The 14,673-nt window shown below is 43.2% G+C and carries 15 protein-coding genes and 1 pseudogene; 8 read left to right on the top strand and 8 right to left on the bottom strand.

Annotation, left to right across the window (positions count from 1 at the left end; genetic code table 11):
- Nucleotides 1-281: 281 nt before the first annotated feature.
- Together JGK36_RS29670 and JGK36_RS29665 are read right to left on the bottom strand one after the other, a co-directional pair.
- On the bottom strand, nt 282-1,775 hold the full coding sequence (locus JGK36_RS29670; RefSeq protein ID WP_293198895.1) for a UDP-N-acetylmuramoyl-L-alanyl-D-glutamate--2,6-diaminopimelate ligase: 1,494 nt from the start codon (nt 1,773-1,775) through the stop codon (nt 282-284).
- Between the two features lie 155 nt (nt 1,776-1,930).
- A complete protein-coding gene (locus JGK36_RS29665) occupies nt 1,931-2,236 on the bottom strand; it encodes a glutaredoxin family protein (RefSeq protein WP_293186689.1) in 306 nt (101 codons plus the stop codon).
- A 236-nt stretch (nt 2,237-2,472) separates the two neighbouring features.
- Here JGK36_RS29665 and JGK36_RS29660 point away from each other — a divergent pair, with 236 nt between their 5' ends.
- The 7 genes from JGK36_RS29660 (at nt 2,473) to JGK36_RS29630 (ending at nt 10,549) form a co-directional block, all read left to right on the top strand.
- The gene (locus tag JGK36_RS29660; protein ID WP_293198893.1) at nt 2,473-3,525 is read left to right on the top strand and encodes an acyltransferase; all 1,053 of its coding nucleotides are present in this window, start codon (nt 2,473-2,475) and stop codon (nt 3,523-3,525) included.
- Between the two features lie 341 nt (nt 3,526-3,866).
- On the top strand, nt 3,867-5,141 hold the full coding sequence (locus JGK36_RS29655) for an ATP-dependent DNA ligase (RefSeq protein ID WP_293198891.1): 1,275 nt from the start codon (nt 3,867-3,869) through the stop codon (nt 5,139-5,141).
- A gap of 287 nt (nt 5,142-5,428) precedes the next feature.
- Complete coding sequence (locus tag JGK36_RS29650) at nt 5,429-6,001, top strand: Uma2 family endonuclease (RefSeq protein ID WP_293186679.1); 573 nt, start codon at nt 5,429-5,431, stop codon at nt 5,999-6,001.
- A gap of 180 nt (nt 6,002-6,181) precedes the next feature.
- Entirely contained in the window at nt 6,182-6,826 is a 645-nt protein-coding gene (locus JGK36_RS29645; protein ID WP_293193564.1) for an SMI1/KNR4 family protein, read from the top strand.
- 66 nt (nt 6,827-6,892) lie between these two features.
- Complete coding sequence (sbcD, locus tag JGK36_RS29640) at nt 6,893-8,134, top strand: exonuclease subunit SbcD (RefSeq protein ID WP_293198889.1); 1,242 nt, start codon at nt 6,893-6,895, stop codon at nt 8,132-8,134.
- Nucleotides 8,135-8,360: 226 nt separating this feature from the next.
- Nucleotides 8,361-9,692: an AAA family ATPase gene (locus JGK36_RS29635; RefSeq protein WP_293198887.1), complete on the top strand. Its 1,332-nt coding sequence runs from the start codon at nt 8,361-8,363 to the stop codon at nt 9,690-9,692.
- Complete coding sequence (locus JGK36_RS29630) at nt 9,689-10,549, top strand: DUF4435 domain-containing protein (RefSeq protein ID WP_293198885.1); 861 nt, start codon at nt 9,689-9,691, stop codon at nt 10,547-10,549. Before JGK36_RS29635 ends, JGK36_RS29630 begins: the two co-directional genes overlap by 4 nt.
- Here the strand turns inward: JGK36_RS29630 and fmt are convergent.
- The 5 genes from fmt to JGK36_RS29605 all read right to left on the bottom strand — a co-directional run bounded on the left by fmt (nt 10,539) and on the right by JGK36_RS29605 (nt 13,829).
- Nucleotides 10,539-11,552 (bottom strand): methionyl-tRNA formyltransferase, encoded by a 1,014-nt coding sequence (gene fmt, locus JGK36_RS29625; protein WP_293198883.1) that lies wholly within the window; start codon nt 11,550-11,552, stop codon nt 10,539-10,541. The two genes, JGK36_RS29630 and fmt, sit on opposite strands and share 11 nt — an antisense overlap.
- 118 nt (nt 11,553-11,670) lie before the next feature.
- The gene (locus JGK36_RS29620) at nt 11,671-12,753 is read right to left on the bottom strand and encodes an RNA-directed DNA polymerase (protein ID WP_293186684.1); all 1,083 of its coding nucleotides are present in this window, start codon (nt 12,751-12,753) and stop codon (nt 11,671-11,673) included.
- A 122-nt stretch (nt 12,754-12,875) separates the two neighbouring features.
- Entirely contained in the window at nt 12,876-13,223 is a 348-nt protein-coding gene (avd, locus tag JGK36_RS29615) for a diversity-generating retroelement protein Avd (RefSeq protein ID WP_293186685.1), read from the bottom strand.
- A 57-nt stretch (nt 13,224-13,280) separates the two neighbouring features.
- Nucleotides 13,281-13,565 (bottom strand): DUF2442 domain-containing protein, encoded by a 285-nt coding sequence (locus tag JGK36_RS29610; RefSeq protein ID WP_293186686.1) that lies wholly within the window; start codon nt 13,563-13,565, stop codon nt 13,281-13,283.
- 3 nt (nt 13,566-13,568) lie between these two features.
- A complete protein-coding gene (locus JGK36_RS29605) occupies nt 13,569-13,829 on the bottom strand; it encodes a DUF4160 domain-containing protein (protein WP_293186687.1) in 261 nt (86 codons plus the stop codon).
- Nucleotides 13,830-14,053: 224 nt separating this feature from the next.
- Between JGK36_RS29605 and JGK36_RS29600 the strand changes: the two genes are divergently transcribed.
- Nucleotides 14,054-14,446, top strand: a complete 393-nt coding sequence (locus tag JGK36_RS29600; protein ID WP_293186688.1) for a hypothetical protein — start codon at nt 14,054-14,056, stop codon at nt 14,444-14,446.
- Nucleotides 14,447-14,546: 100 nt separating this feature from the next.
- Here the strand turns inward: JGK36_RS29600 and JGK36_RS29595 are convergent.
- Nucleotides 14,547-14,673, bottom strand: a pseudogene (locus tag JGK36_RS29595) (IS110 family transposase); the annotation flags it as partial.

Below are 14,673 nucleotides of genomic sequence, written 5' to 3'. Positions count from 1 at the left end.
ATAATTGCCATTCAATCAGAAGCGAGATCCCCAATGGCTCCTACACAAGTAGTTACTTTTGTCAAATTTCTTGTTAAGAAAGATGTTTATAAAGCATAGGATCGAAGGGGGACTTTGATCGGAATCTTGTCCCCCCCTTAGTAGGGGCGGTGGATGGTGCGGGCCCGCCCTCGGCTAGGGTGATCGGATTCTATGCAACCTCATAAAAAATTGCTATAAGCCATTAATAGTTAACCAAATTGGGTTAACTATTAACACTAAGTGTAATTGGGTTAGTCGAATCAGTTCATTCGGACTGTCAAGGCATCTCGTGCTTGTTCTCGATCGTCAAAATGGACTTTTTCGGTGCCCAAAATCTGATAATCTTCGTGTCCTTTGCCTGCAATCAGCACGCCATCTCCGGGTTTAGCGTCCATAATAGCAGTGCGAATGGCTGCGGCGCGATCGCACATCACGACGGGTTTTACGTCAGCGGGAATGCCTGCGAGCACATCTTCCAAAATGCGATCGGGATTTTCGGTGCGCGGATTGTCGGAGGTAACAACGGCTATATCGGCCAACTCTGCCACGATTTTACCCATGATCGGGCGTTTCGTGCGATCGCGATCGCCACCGCAACCAAACACACAAATCATTTGACCGGGAATAAACGGCCGCGAAGCCTTCAACAAGTTCTCCAAACTATCTGGAGTGTGCGCGTAATCGACAATTACACTAATATCTTGATCGGAACTAATTTGCACCCGTTCCATCCGTCCCGGCACTCCCGAAAACAAAGCTAATTTCTCCACAATTGCGGACAAATCTAAACCCAATTCTAAAACCGCACCGACAGCAGCCAGCATATTGGATAAATTGAACTGACCGACTAAAGGCAAAACAAAAGCAGTTTCGCCCTTGGGAGTGTGCAGCATTCCCTTAACTCCATTGGGCTGATACTGCAAATCAAAAGCATACAAATCAGCAGTTTTGTCCGTAGTGCTGTAACTCCATACTTGCTCGGATTTGAGGCTTTCAACAATCCGCCGTCCGTAGGAGTCGTCAATATTAATTACAGCGCGATTTTTGAGATAATTTTGACTAAACAAAAGCGATTTTGCCTCAAAATAATCCTCCATATCGCGGTGATAATCGAGATGATCTTGAGTCAAGTTGGTAAACACAGCAACTTCAAAAGTACAGCCCAAGACTCGCTGCTGTGCTAAAGCATGGGAACTGACTTCCATCACCCCGTGTTTGCATCCAGCGGTGACAGCTTCTGCTAGCTGTTTTTGCAAGTCGATCGCAAAAGGTGTAGTGTAAAGTGCAGTTTGTTGAAAACCCGGCCAGCGAGTGTAAAGCGTGCCGAAAATTGCTGTCGGCAACTGCATTTGATTGAGCAAAAATTCGATTAAATGAGTTGTTGTAGTTTTGCCGTTAGTCCCAGTAACGCCTACAAGTTTTAATTTGCTAGCAGGATTGCCGTAAAATGTGGTGGCTATTTGACCGCAAATTTGAGCCATGTCGGTTGCCACAATCACGCAGGTATCCCCGTCTTGGGGGGATGTTTTCTCGGCGGCTTGAGTGGAAATTATGGCCGCAATTGCACCGCTGGCGATCGCGCTTTGCCAAAAATCTCCGCCGTCTACCCGTGTCCCCGGCATTCCCAAAAACAAATCCCCCGCCTGACAAGCATGGGAATTAGTAGATAAACCCTTGACTTCGGCATCGAGAGCTCGATGTTGGGTGTCAAAGGAAATGCCGGGAAGTGTTGCTAATAATTCTCTCAATTTCATCTGAAAAACTCCTCACTTGGATGTTTTGAATATGACTTGCGCCAGAAATTGTTCGATCCGCTATCTACAAGCCTTTTCGGTGTAAAATCGGCACTCTCCGGGCCAAGAGTGCGGACTCGGCACCCAAAGGGCTTGATTTTTTGCGTTAAATCATATTATTCTGATTGATCGATTTGCAAATATTTCTGTAACATTTGCTCCAATTGTTGAACTGTACAGCGGGGAGAAGGACGAGGTAATTGTTCTTCTGGGGAAAATGCAGCGTCGCCACCAGAATTTTTGCGTTGGGACTCCACTTTAAACAAAACTGGCACTTCGTACTGGTAAGCTTGAAACCAGTCATCACGTTCGGTAATGTCTCGTACTTCCAATTGAAACTTGAGGCTTTCAATCTGTTCGAGTTTTTCTTGCAACCCTTCGCACAAGTGGCATCCGGGTTTGCTGTACAAAATCAATCGCATCATCAGAGTACAATTAGACTTGATATTAAATTCTCGAAAGTGTGAAAAGTGCGATCCTCTTCGAGGGCTTCGCTAACGGAAGTTGGCGAACCAGACTTCGCAAAAAGCAAGCCCCGGCATGATTGACCTCAACGCACGATCGAGGCTATCTTAGCATTGGTGGCGAACCGATTACTACAATTTGCCATCTCAATGCAAATGCCAGCCGATCGAACCCTACACTTTTTCTGTAAAAAATGCAAATTACGCCGGAAATATCTTGCCGAATTAAATTATTGCGTCTGCCTCTGATCGTTGGGATTGTTACTATTCACTCGTCCATCAATTCTGTGGGATATGCTGACAAATTTTTCCAGACGTTGATTGCCGGGACTTGGGGCGGTTCTTGCGTGGCTTTTCTGTTCATGCTTTCAGGCTTCCTGTTTTTCAGGAATTTTAATTTATCGCTGAATTCTTACAAGGAAAAGCTCCAATCTCGGTTTTGGACTCTCCTGGTTCCCTATTTGTTTTGGAACTTGGCTTTATTGACACTGGTGTTAATTGTGATCAACGTACCAGCAACGAGTGGAATTATCCAAGGGCATTACAAAAAATATATTGGAGACTACAGTTTTGCCAACTTTATAGATTGTTTGACTGGATATAAAAGCCTTTATCCGATTGCGTTTCATTTCTGGTACGTCCGGGATTTGATCGCGATGGTGATTCTATCTCCGGTATTTTTGCTGATCGCTAGAAAGATACCTTATCTAGGTATAGCTTTGTTTGCCGCGCCTTGGTTGCTGGATTTTCAAATTGGTTTTAGCATCCAGTGGTTGGGGCCGTTGTTCTTTTATTTGGGATGTCTGATTGCTGTTCAAAAATTGGATCTAACTTGGCTCGACCGACGAAAAAGTGCGATTATCGGTATATACTTAGGCATGGCTCTTGTGCTGACAATTACGCAAACAGCCGACATTAAAACTTTCCAGCACCAGTTAGAATGCTGCACGAGAGTAATGGGTACGGCGGCGATTTGGTGCGCTTCAGATTTAGTGTCGGGAAAGCTAGAAAAAGCCTGTTTTAATTTTTCTGGTTTGGCATTTTTTGTTTATGCTATTCACGAACCGACGGTAACAGTTTTTAAGGAAGTTTTTAACAAGTTGTCAAAGCCTTCCAATTCGATAACTGTCATTGTATACTATTTATTGACAATCATTCTGGCAACTTTGATAACGCTGGCGGTGGGGAGTTTTTTACAAAGGTATACGCCTAAGTTCTTTCAAACGATCACAGGTGCAAGGGGATAATCAGTTGACAGTTGACAGTTGACAGTTGATAGTTGACAGTTGATAGTTGATAGTTGATAGTTGACAGCGACCTCTCCCTTGTAGGGAGAAATGATATCCAATCCGGTACCATCGGAATTATTCAGATCTCTATTCTCTCCCTCTGTGTCCTCTGTGTTCTCTGCGGTTAAATCATTCCCATGCAACCGGAAACAATATGAATAGTCTGATTTTAATTTCTCCCTACAAGGGTTCCGGCTTTCAACCAATTCTTTCTGGTAAATGCTGGTTTGGGTTTTCCTTGACTAATGAATCAAGCTTCAGTATAGTATTACAAGTAGCCCAACAAAAAAGGAGGCTGTATGGAGTGGATGGAATACGCAGAAGCTAAGCGAAAATCAGCCAAAAAAATTAGCGCCGATATTCGAGAACGCTGGAACAATCGCATTGTCACGCGGGGATTGCACTTGATGGGTGAAGCGGGGGCGGTGCAGTATTTAGCTGATTACGGGCGCGGCATTGGTACGGCAAAAGTTATTAGTTTTGCACTGTGTGCGGAGTCGGAAGGATACCCGGAAATGGCGATCGGCTTTTGGAAAAGAGCGTTTGAATTGGAAACGGGAGAAAAGCCGACTAAAAACACTCCAAATAAGTCTACCACCAATGCTGCTCCTGCTGCAAAATCAAAGGTTGCGGCCAAAGTTGAGACTGTCAATAATCCGATTGTCCCCGAATTACCTCCGCACTTGCAGCCGGGAAGGATTGTGACGATGCAGCCGGTTGACGCGCCCAGCGAACGTTCTTATTACATCGAAAATCCCGACTATTGGGGACAGCCAAAACGCGACGGCAATCGAGTGGTGGTCGTGGCGACGCCAGATAAAGTATACTACCAATCGCGATCGACAAACCTGCGACAACAAGCGTCAATTGCGATCGATCGCACTTTAACCGACACAGCAGCTAAAATTGGTATCTTTGTCTTAGACGGCGAACTGTATTACAAAAGCTGTACGGGCAGCGAACACCGCACGGGCGCCCAAGCTGCTACAGTTAATATTGAAAGCGGTTTTCCGACAACCCAGCCAACGGCAGTTTATGCCATTTTTAAAGCTTTGTTTTCCCACGGTAAAGACTTGACTGGGTTGGCGGAATCCGAACGAATAGCCGCCGGAGTTGCAGTTGGCGAAATCTTGGCAAGTTTATCTACGGAATTTGAAATTGTACCGACATCTCGCACCGCAGGCGAAAAACTTTTACTGGCGCAGCAGCAGGAAGCTGAAAACAGAGAAGGTGAAGTTTGGGTTTTGCATAACTGCTTCTATGTCGGCGGCAAAGATGTTAAAAAATCTCCGATGGTGAGGACTAAATACTGTCAGGAATATGACTTATTTATTGTCGGGTTGACTCGGACAAAAGTAGCGGGGCGGCCGTTTAGTGCGATCGAAGTTGCACAAGAAATCAATGGCAAGTTAGTACCGATCGGAACAGTGGGAACGGGCTTTAGCAGCGGGGAAATGCTAGAAATTGCCCGACTGTACGAGGCGAACCCTCGCGGAGTCAAAATCAAAGTGCGATCGCAGGGATTGACAGAAAGTGGCAAACTGTGGCACGCCCGATTCCTGGAAATTTGTTAAAATAGCACGGCGGTTGAAACCGCGTCTATACAAACGATGTCTGCCTCCGCAGACTCAAGAAAATAACATAATTTTGCCGTCCGGTATTCAGCCATGTCCTAGCCGGATCTATGAATTTCAACGGGTGCATCTGGTTTTAGCAAATATGTTTGTAGGGGCGAAGCATGACCGCAATCAATATGGGATGATAACTAATAACTTATATGCGGTCATGCTTCGCCCTCTTCAAAAGTGAAATGCACCCATTTCAACAAATATTATCGCACAAAATCAGCCGGGATAAATCAATGGTAATCAGCAAAAACAATTTCTACATTTCACCAGAAGAATACCTAGAAGGCGAACGAGTAAGTCCGATCAAACACGAATACAGACGCGGACACGTTTATGCAATGACGGGGGCAAAAAACCCTCACACTATTATTGCTAGCAATCTAATTCGCCTATTGGGAAATCATCTTCTGAATACGCCATGCTTAGTTCTTACCTCTGATGTCAAAGTCAGACTGGAAGAGGCGAATTGCTATTATTATCCTGACGTGGCGGTAACTTGCGACGAAAGAGATACAAGTTCAACTGAAGACTCCATTCTCTATCCATCTCTAATTATTGAGGTGCTATCTCCTTCAACTGCATCTTTTGACAGGGGCGATAAATTTGCCGATTACCAAACTACATCGAGTTTGCAAGAATACGTACTCATCACTCAATCGGAAATCCAAGTTGAATGTTTTCGACTCAATGGTGAGGGAAATTGGGTTTCTCAGATTTACCGACAAGGAGATGAGTTAGAATTAACAAGTATAAATTTTCGCTGCCCGATCGCCCAAATTTATCAAAAAGTTCCAGGTATTATATGATGAAAGATACAACCAGGTTCGTAATGAGGACTTTAGTCCTTCTCCAGAATCCAAAGAAGGACTGAAGTCCTCACTACAAACCTAAACTACGAACCTAAATTAAGCCCTCACGTTGAAAAGTATAGATTTTCGCTTATCGCCCAAATTTATCAAAAAGTTCCAGGTATTATATGATCGAAGATGAAAGAATTTTTTAAGCCACGAAATCCTTTGGTTCGTACCTTCGCACAAACATTGAGACGCTGCTGTCCCGAGGCGCTTAACTTGTTAAATTCCGGTGCCATCGAAACAGAAATCGACTTATTTAAAAAACGTTACCAACAATCGCTTCCCGAAACATTTTATGATTTTTATCGCTGGTATAACGGTTCCGCTTACGAGAGTTCAGAAAATCAGTGGCTGTTGCCTTTTGAACACGGCAGGAGTATGTTATCTTTGGCATCAATTGCTAAGGAGAAAAAATTTTGGGACGCCCAGAGTCAAGTTAATTTTCAAGAATGGCAGCCCGGAGAATATTGGAACAAAGCATGGATTCCGTTTATGAAAGTAGATAATTTGTGGCTGCGGGTTGTGGATACACAGGGCTGTTTCGGCGGGATTCCGGGACAAATTATCAGTTTCGAGTGCAAAGGCGAACCTTTCAGAAGTATTGAATGCGATTCCTTTGATAAGTGGCTGGAAACTGCGATCGCCAAAATTGAGTTAGAATGTTTGTTTGCAGAGTTTCACGAAATCGGCTTTGAGGAAGAAAAGGCAGTATTTGCGATCGAGAAACGTATCAATCCTAACCGCCGCAGCATTGAACTGGAACCAAGAAAAGTCTAAAATAGAATGAGGGCTTTAGTCCTCACAACAAACAACTAATAACTAATAACTAATAACCAATAAACAATGATTAAAATTTTACACCTTTCAGACATTCACATGGGCAGCGGCTTTTCCCACGGCCGCGTCAATCCAGAAACCGGGTTAAATACGCGGCTGGAAGACTTCGCGGCGACGCTAAGTAAATGTATGGATAGAGCAATTTCTGAACCCGTAGATTTAGTTATATTCGGCGGGGATGCTTTCCCGGATTCAACGCCGCCACCGTTTGTTAAAGAGGCTTTTGCGAGCCAATTCAGCCGCTTGGTAGAGGCGCAAATTCCGACTGTTTTGCTAGTAGGAAATCACGACCAACATTCGCAAGGACAAGGCGGCGCGAGTTTGGGAATTTACCGGACTTTGGGAATACCTAAGTTTATTGTAGGCGATCGCCTCGACACGCACCTCATACACACCCGCAGTGGCGCCGTACAGGTGGTGACGCTGCCTTGGTTGACGCGATCGACCTTAATGACGCGATCGGAGACTGAAAGCCTTTCTGTGAGCGACGTTAACCAATTATTAACCGAAAAACTGACGATCGCCATGGAAGGCGAAATCCGCCGCCTCGATCCAAACATCCCCACCGTACTATTAGCGCACTTAATGGCAGATAAAGCAAGCCTGGGTGCAGAGCGTTTTTTAGCAGTCGGTAAAGGATTCAACATACCCGTTGCCATGCTAACACGCCCTTGTTTCGACTACGTTGCCCTCGGTCACGTCCACAAACACCAAAATCTCAACGCCAACAACAATCCGCCCGTAATTTATCCCGGAAGCATCGAACGAGTTGACTTTAGCGAAGAGAAAGAAGACAAAGGCTTTGTGTTGATTAATTTGGAACGCGGGAAAGCTGAGTGGGAATTTTGCACTTTGCCGGTGCGGGTGTTTCAGACGATTAAGGTGAACGTGTCTGAATCGGAGAGTCCGCAAGCCGACTTGGTGAAAGCCATTGGGAAGAAGGAAATCCAAGATGCTGTCGTAAGATTGATCTACCAATTGCGATCGGAACAATTAGACTTAATTGATAACGCCGAATTGCACGCACTTCTCGGCGCAGCGCACAGCTACACAATTCAACCAGAATTAGTCAGCCAGCTAGCAAGGCCGAGGTTGCCAGAACTAAATGCTAATAATAGTATAGAACCGTTAGATGCTTTGAAAACTTATTTAGCAAGTCGCGAAGATTTGAAAGATCTTACTGAGAGTATGCTAGATGCCGCGCGGGATTTGTTGGGAGTTGAAGAAGAAGTTTTAGTCGAATTTTAGTAAGTTATATCAATTCTCAGAAAGATGAGGTACGTTGTTGGGCTTCAGCCCTCTTAGTCTAAGCGGTTATAATAAGCCGTCAGTCATCTTTTTAAGAAAGGCTATATATCAATGCCGGCTGTACCGTCAGGTGATTTAACCGCAGAGAACGCAGAGAACACAGAGGAAGAGAAGAGAGAGATGAATAATTCCGATACTAACGTATTTGATATAACTAGAGGGAAAAATGAGAATCAATAAGATTTCTGTCGCCAAACTTTTTGGAGTTTTCAACCATCCGATTTCTCTCAATATGGAAGATAGAATTACGATCATTCACAGTCCGAATGGATTTGGTAAAACAGCATTATTTAGGCTAATTAATGGATTTTTTAATTCACGTTACTCAGAACTTCGGACTATTCCATTTACAGAGTTCCGGTTAGACTTTGATGATGGTAGTTGTCTACAAATAACTAAGTCTATCGATGCACCTGAACATGAAAAAGATAAAAATTTAATGTTTTATTTTGCTAAGCCTGGTGCAGCAAAAGAGATATTCTCACCGAATTTAGCAATGGACTCAATAGATTTCTCAGCGGGAATTAATGTGTCTTCGGATATCACAGATGATGCACTACAGTCATCAGGTGACATAGAAATACCAACTCAATTTTCAGAATTGGAATTAGAACGTATTCTCGTTTTTGAAGCTAGACAGTTAATATCAAGGTTAGCAAAGAGCGTTAAGCAAGAACCAAAATGGTTATCAGAACTAAGAAGTTCTATCGACATTCATTTTATAGAAACTCAGCGCTTGTTAACTACCTCAAATGTTCCTGAAGCAACGGTATACACGAAACACCATTCAATGATTCCCTCAGTTGATATCTATTCTCAGGAACTCGCAGAAGATATCCAAGCAAAGCTGACTGAATATGGTGCATTGTCTCAATCTCTAGAAAGAACGTTTCCTGCAAGAATTTTCAATAACAAAGCACCCTCATATCTAACAGAGGAAACGCTGCGTAACCAATTAAATGAAATCGAGGAAAAGCGTTCTCGTCTCAGAGAAATTGGTCTTTTGGATAACGACGAGAATCCTGATTTTCAAGTAAAACAAAATATTGATGGAGTCACAAAAAACATTCTGTCAGTTTATGTTGAAGATGTAGAACAAAAACTCATGGTTTTTAAGGAACTCGCTACTAAAATAGAACTCTTCAAAGGGATTATCAAACAGCGATTTCTCTATAAAAATATGAGCATCAGTAGAGAGAAAGGTTTTACCTTTACAACGGCGGATGGTAAACCTCTGTCGCCGACAGACTTATCTTTCGGAGAACAGCATGAATTGGTGATGCTTTACCAGTTGTTATTCAAGGTGAAACCTAACTCTCTGGTTCTGATTGATGAACCAGAAATTTCGCTGCACGTAGCGTGGGAAGTCGAGTTTCTCAAAGATTTGCAAGCAATTATTAATCTGGCAAACTTTGACGTGTTGTTAGCTACTCACTCTCCAAGCATTATAGACGATCGATGGGATTTGACAGTGGGGTTAAAAGGGCCAGTTGAATGAGAGAATACATTACCCCTAACTTCATTGCTAACCAAATCCGCCTGCTGCGAGATCGAGTTCAATATACTGAACATTCTTTTCTAATCGCTGAAGGAGACACAGATTCGCGGGTATGGAAGAATTTGGTAGACTCCACAAAGTGTCGTGTAGAAAATGCCCATAACAAAAACAATGCTGTTGCAGTGCTAAATATCCTTGAACAAGGTAACTTTGCTGGTGTTTTGGCTATTGTTGATGCGGATTTTGATATACTAGAAGGAAGTGTTTCACTCAGTCCGAACTTGCTGTTCACAAATACTCACGATCTCGAAACTATGCTGCTGAAGTCGCCAGCACTTGAAAAGGTGCTTTTGGAACACGGATCGGAAGACAAAATAAAGAGTTTTGGTAAAGATATTCGCCAGACTTTACTTGAAAGTGCCAAAGTTATTGGTTATTTGCGATGGGCTTCGCTGAAATTTAATTATTGTTTAAGATTTGAAGATTTAGCTTTTAAGAAATTTGTGGACGATCGCACATTAATATTAAATCAATCGGAGTTGATTAAAACTGTGAAGAACAACTCTCAAAAGCTGGGACTTGATGAACCAGAAGTTAAAGCAAAGATGGATAGCTTAAAAACAGATGCCCAAGATATGTGGTATATTTGTTGTGGTCACGATATGATTTGTATTTTGTCGATCGCACTTTGCAAAGCCCTAGGCACGTGCAACTCCAAGCAAGTTGAGCCAGATGTACTAGAAAAAGACCTCAGACTTGCTTACGAGTCTTCTCATTTCCGGCTGACACAACTCTACACAGCTATTCAAGACTGGGAAAAAACCAATCAACCTTTCCAGGTACTTTCTAATCCGTAACTTCAACCCTCCCAAAAACCTCACCCGCCGCCAACCGAGCACCATTGGCAAAATCCACGCCAGACTGAACTTTTTTACCAGCCAACTGCACCTCCCGCAATAATAGCAAACCATCGCCAGTTTGGACGATCGCCCCAAAGCCCTTCACAACCTTCACAACCTCCCCATTTGCGCCCGACAACTGATCCAAAACAGGCCATTCCCGTTCCAAAACCCTCAACTCCGGCGGTAATTGCAGCCAATATTCCGGTCCCACCGGCACAGTTGCGATTACTTTCAGGGAATTACCGCGAAAAGTCGTAGTGCAATCCGGGAAAAAACCCCTAACTTGATTGTGAAGCGCGATCGCACTTTTCGACCAATCCAGCACAAAATCAGCCGCCTTAATCATCGGCGCATAAGTCGCCTCATCATCATGCTGAACAACCGGTTCAACTTCCCCATCCCTCAATTTTATCAAAGTTTCCACCAATAAATCCGCCCCAAGTTCCGCCAACCTGTCGCCCAAAGAATCAGCATTATCCAACAGCGTAATTCCCGCAAAAGCCTTCAAAAGCATCGCCCCAGTATCCATACCAGCATCCATCAGCATAGTAGTAATTCCAGTAGCCTTTTCCCCATTAAAAAGACACCGCTGAATCGGCGCCGCCCCGCGATACTTCGGCAAAATTGAACCGTGAACATTAACGCAAGCCAAACTAGGAATATCCAGAATTTCTTGAGAAAGAATCTGGCCGTAAGCCACCACCACAAACACATCAGCCTCTGCTTCCCGCAACTTAGCAATAGTTTCCGCATCCTTCTTAATTCGGCGCGGCTGCAAAACTGGGAGACTGTGATTTAAAGCCACATCTTTTACAGGTGAAGGCATCAATTTATTCCCCCTTCCCCGGCGCTTATCCGGCTGAGTCACCACACCCACAACCTCAAATTCTGGATGACTCAGCAAACTGGATAAAGTAGGAACAGCAAAGTCAGGAGTGCCAAAAAAAACAATTTTCATCGATTTTTAGTTAAGTACAACAGCCCGAAAAAAACCATAATATCTTATAGAGGTAGATTTAGCCAGCATATCTATATAAAAGCAGTTTATAGTGGCAAAACCAGCCTTATAATGTACTTCAATGACTAAATTTTAGCGTATTCGCACCCCTCACAAACACCAGGGAAGCAAATATTTCTTTTCGCAGTTCCCAAGTGTCGCCATACTTCAAATGTGCAGCCCAACTTTGCAGCGACTCGGTGATTTTTAACAAATCAATTTTGCCCTCATAATATTCTACCTGCATTTGTCGCAGTCGTCGCTTTCCTCGCCGCAAGTTTTCTGTCCTGACTCGAATTCTGTCAGGTAAAATGCGGAAGCCCAGAAAATTTGCGCCTTCTTTTGTCTCAAACAACTGGCTTTTAATCGGATGAATCTTTAACCTCAAATTGACTAAATATTCCTCAACACCAAGCCTTGCATCCGCTAAAAATTCTCGGTCATCTGAGAACAAGGCAAAATCATCTACATAACGGACATATTTTTTAACTTTTAGCTGTTCTTTGATATAATGATCGAATCCATTTAAGTAAACATTAGCGTAAAATTGGCTGCTTAAATTACCAATCGGTAAACCCCGCCGCCGATTCACCGGGGTTAGTAAATCGTCTCCACCAAAATACTCGATAACGGGTTCCTGTGCATTGCTATTGTTGATGATTTGATCCACCAGCCAAAGCGTGTCGGGACATTTTAATTTCCGGCGTACCAAGGCTTTTAAAATCTCGTGGTCGATGCTAGGAAAATATTTCTTAATATCGCATTGTAAAACATAACGGCTAGAACGGGCAAACTCTGTGAAGCGACGCAAAGCCCGGTGAGTGCCAAAACCTACTCGATTGGCGTAGGAATCGTCAATAAAAGTGCGATCGAACAGCGGTACAATAATATTGCAAAAGGCATGATGCACAACTCTGTCTCGGTAGGGTGCAGCAGAAATCATCCGTCGCTTGGGCTCGACAATTTCAAAGGTTCGATATCCGCCAGGAGTGTAGGTTTTGTTAACTAATTCAGCTTGCAGTTTCAGGAGTTCAGCTTCTAAGTTGTAGTTGAAAGCTAAAACATTATGGCGAAAACGCTTGCCTTTTTGCGCCTTTTGTGATGCGACTAAGAAGTTTTCAAAACTGATGATTTCAGACCACAGATTATCGTATCGTTTCATATCTTTTCATAGAAATGACTTACCCACGACTGGACAGAAACCCGGTTTTTTACGAAAATTATTCGCTGTAGTCCGCAGATTAGGCAAAAAACCCGGTTTCTTTGGTCTTAGCGCCTAAGTCCTCATGAAGATGACCGCTTTTTTTGCTGTTTAATCCACCCACCCAACTCGCTGCCAATGTCGTTGACTAATTTTACCACATATTCGTAACGCTCTATAGACATCAAATCAAATTCTCGAAGTAGTCGGGTTTGATGACGTAAAATATCTATTTTTCCGTTTAAAATTTCCAATCGTGCTAACTTTTCTTGGGCGTAACGAGCTACAATGAGTCCTTCTAAAATGTCATAGAGACCCCCAATCATTCTATCGCCCAATGTAAATTTGTGAGTGCGAGGCAGTCGATTTAAAATTGGAACATACCATTTGATTAAATCATAGGTTTTTTGAATAATTGGCAATTCATTCATGGTATCATTTTAATCAGCCGTGGTTGTGGCAGGAAAATTGTTATTTATCGAGAAAATCTAAAATCGACTAACAGATTCTTTTTCATAGGTAGCGATTGGCTGATTTGTAATAATTGAATAGAGAACATCTGGGTCTAAATCTGCTCCATTTTCCCAATAAACTGTTCCCAAATCGGGATTTATTTTGACTTGAACAAAGTAACTCAGGTCTTGTAGGGGGGAAAATATTCCCGTGAATTCGATCAGTTCACTGATATCAACAACTCCCTCCATACAGTCTTCAAACTTGAGATGTAGTTGATAGAATTCTAACGGTTTAACCGAGATAATATCTTTAAGCATTTTTTACTCCAACGGTGTGATAGGCTCTAAAGGAGATTGAACTCTAGCTAGTTGCCAGTTTTGCATTAGTTCTGTCTGATGAATAGCCGCCCATTCTATAACTAGACCTAAGATGCGGGGGGAAAGTTTACCTTCTAAAATCGAAAGAGTTGCGATATCAATGATAGCTTTTTGTTGATTGTAGCGGACGTGAAAATGTGGAGGCGGGTGGTCTTTGTAGTACATGGTGATGATGATACCTAAAAAACGGCTGATTTCTGGCATTATCTCGCCTTCTCCATTATCGGTTGGAAAATTATTCCTGAACTCTTCTTATACAGCCAATAAATTCCAATGTGCTAGCCTATGAACTAGGGTATTATACTATGGCAAAATCTTAACTATTTCGCAGATCATTAGCCTGACACACGTTACAAGTTTGGTAATTCATTTATAGTTTTATCTAATAAATCGGGCAACTCTTCGGAATCCCTACCAAGCTACCCGATTTGGTTTTATTTTCGGATGAAGTCACCCCCATCACAGGAACAAGTCTGGACTCTTCTTGCACGCCCGACAAATTCCCATCTGCCAGTTCTGACCGTGAAGAGTGCTCACAGGGAAGACAGGGAGGAAGGGACAGCCAAAGCTACCGCTACACGAAAACCCCTGTTCCTGTTCGAGTTGCCCGCAGAGTTGTAGTTGCGGTTGGCAGCACGGCAATTGACCGCATTGTCGTTCCACGAACCTCCACGCTGCACTCGGAAGTGCTTGTCCCTTCTCCACCCCCTCACTTGCGCGAGAAAAATGGATACTTATTTAGCTTAGCATTCATCGGTATATTTCAAACAATAATAGTTGGTGGGGTGAGTGAGGGCGGGTTTATTGAGATTGTTTCCTAGTGGGAAATATCTCGGCGAACCCGCCCCTACCGAAATTATGTCTGTTTAACCTGACATCTTGCACCATTCGCAACAATGCTGTAGATACTGTCTTGATCTGTCAAGGGGTAGCAAGTAAATAATTGGGGTCGAAAGGCTTTTGGGACTTTAAAATCCCAAAAGCCAAATGCACCAACTTCCTCATAAGCGCACCAATTACCTGCATTTTGACCTTACCACGACCCAAT

The sequence above is a fragment of the Microcoleus sp. PH2017_35_SFW_U_B genome, from assembly GCF_020737865.1.
Taxonomy (GTDB): Bacteria; Cyanobacteriota; Cyanobacteriia; order Cyanobacteriales; family Microcoleaceae; genus Microcoleus.
This window is presented reverse-complemented; position numbering and strand designations above follow the sequence as displayed.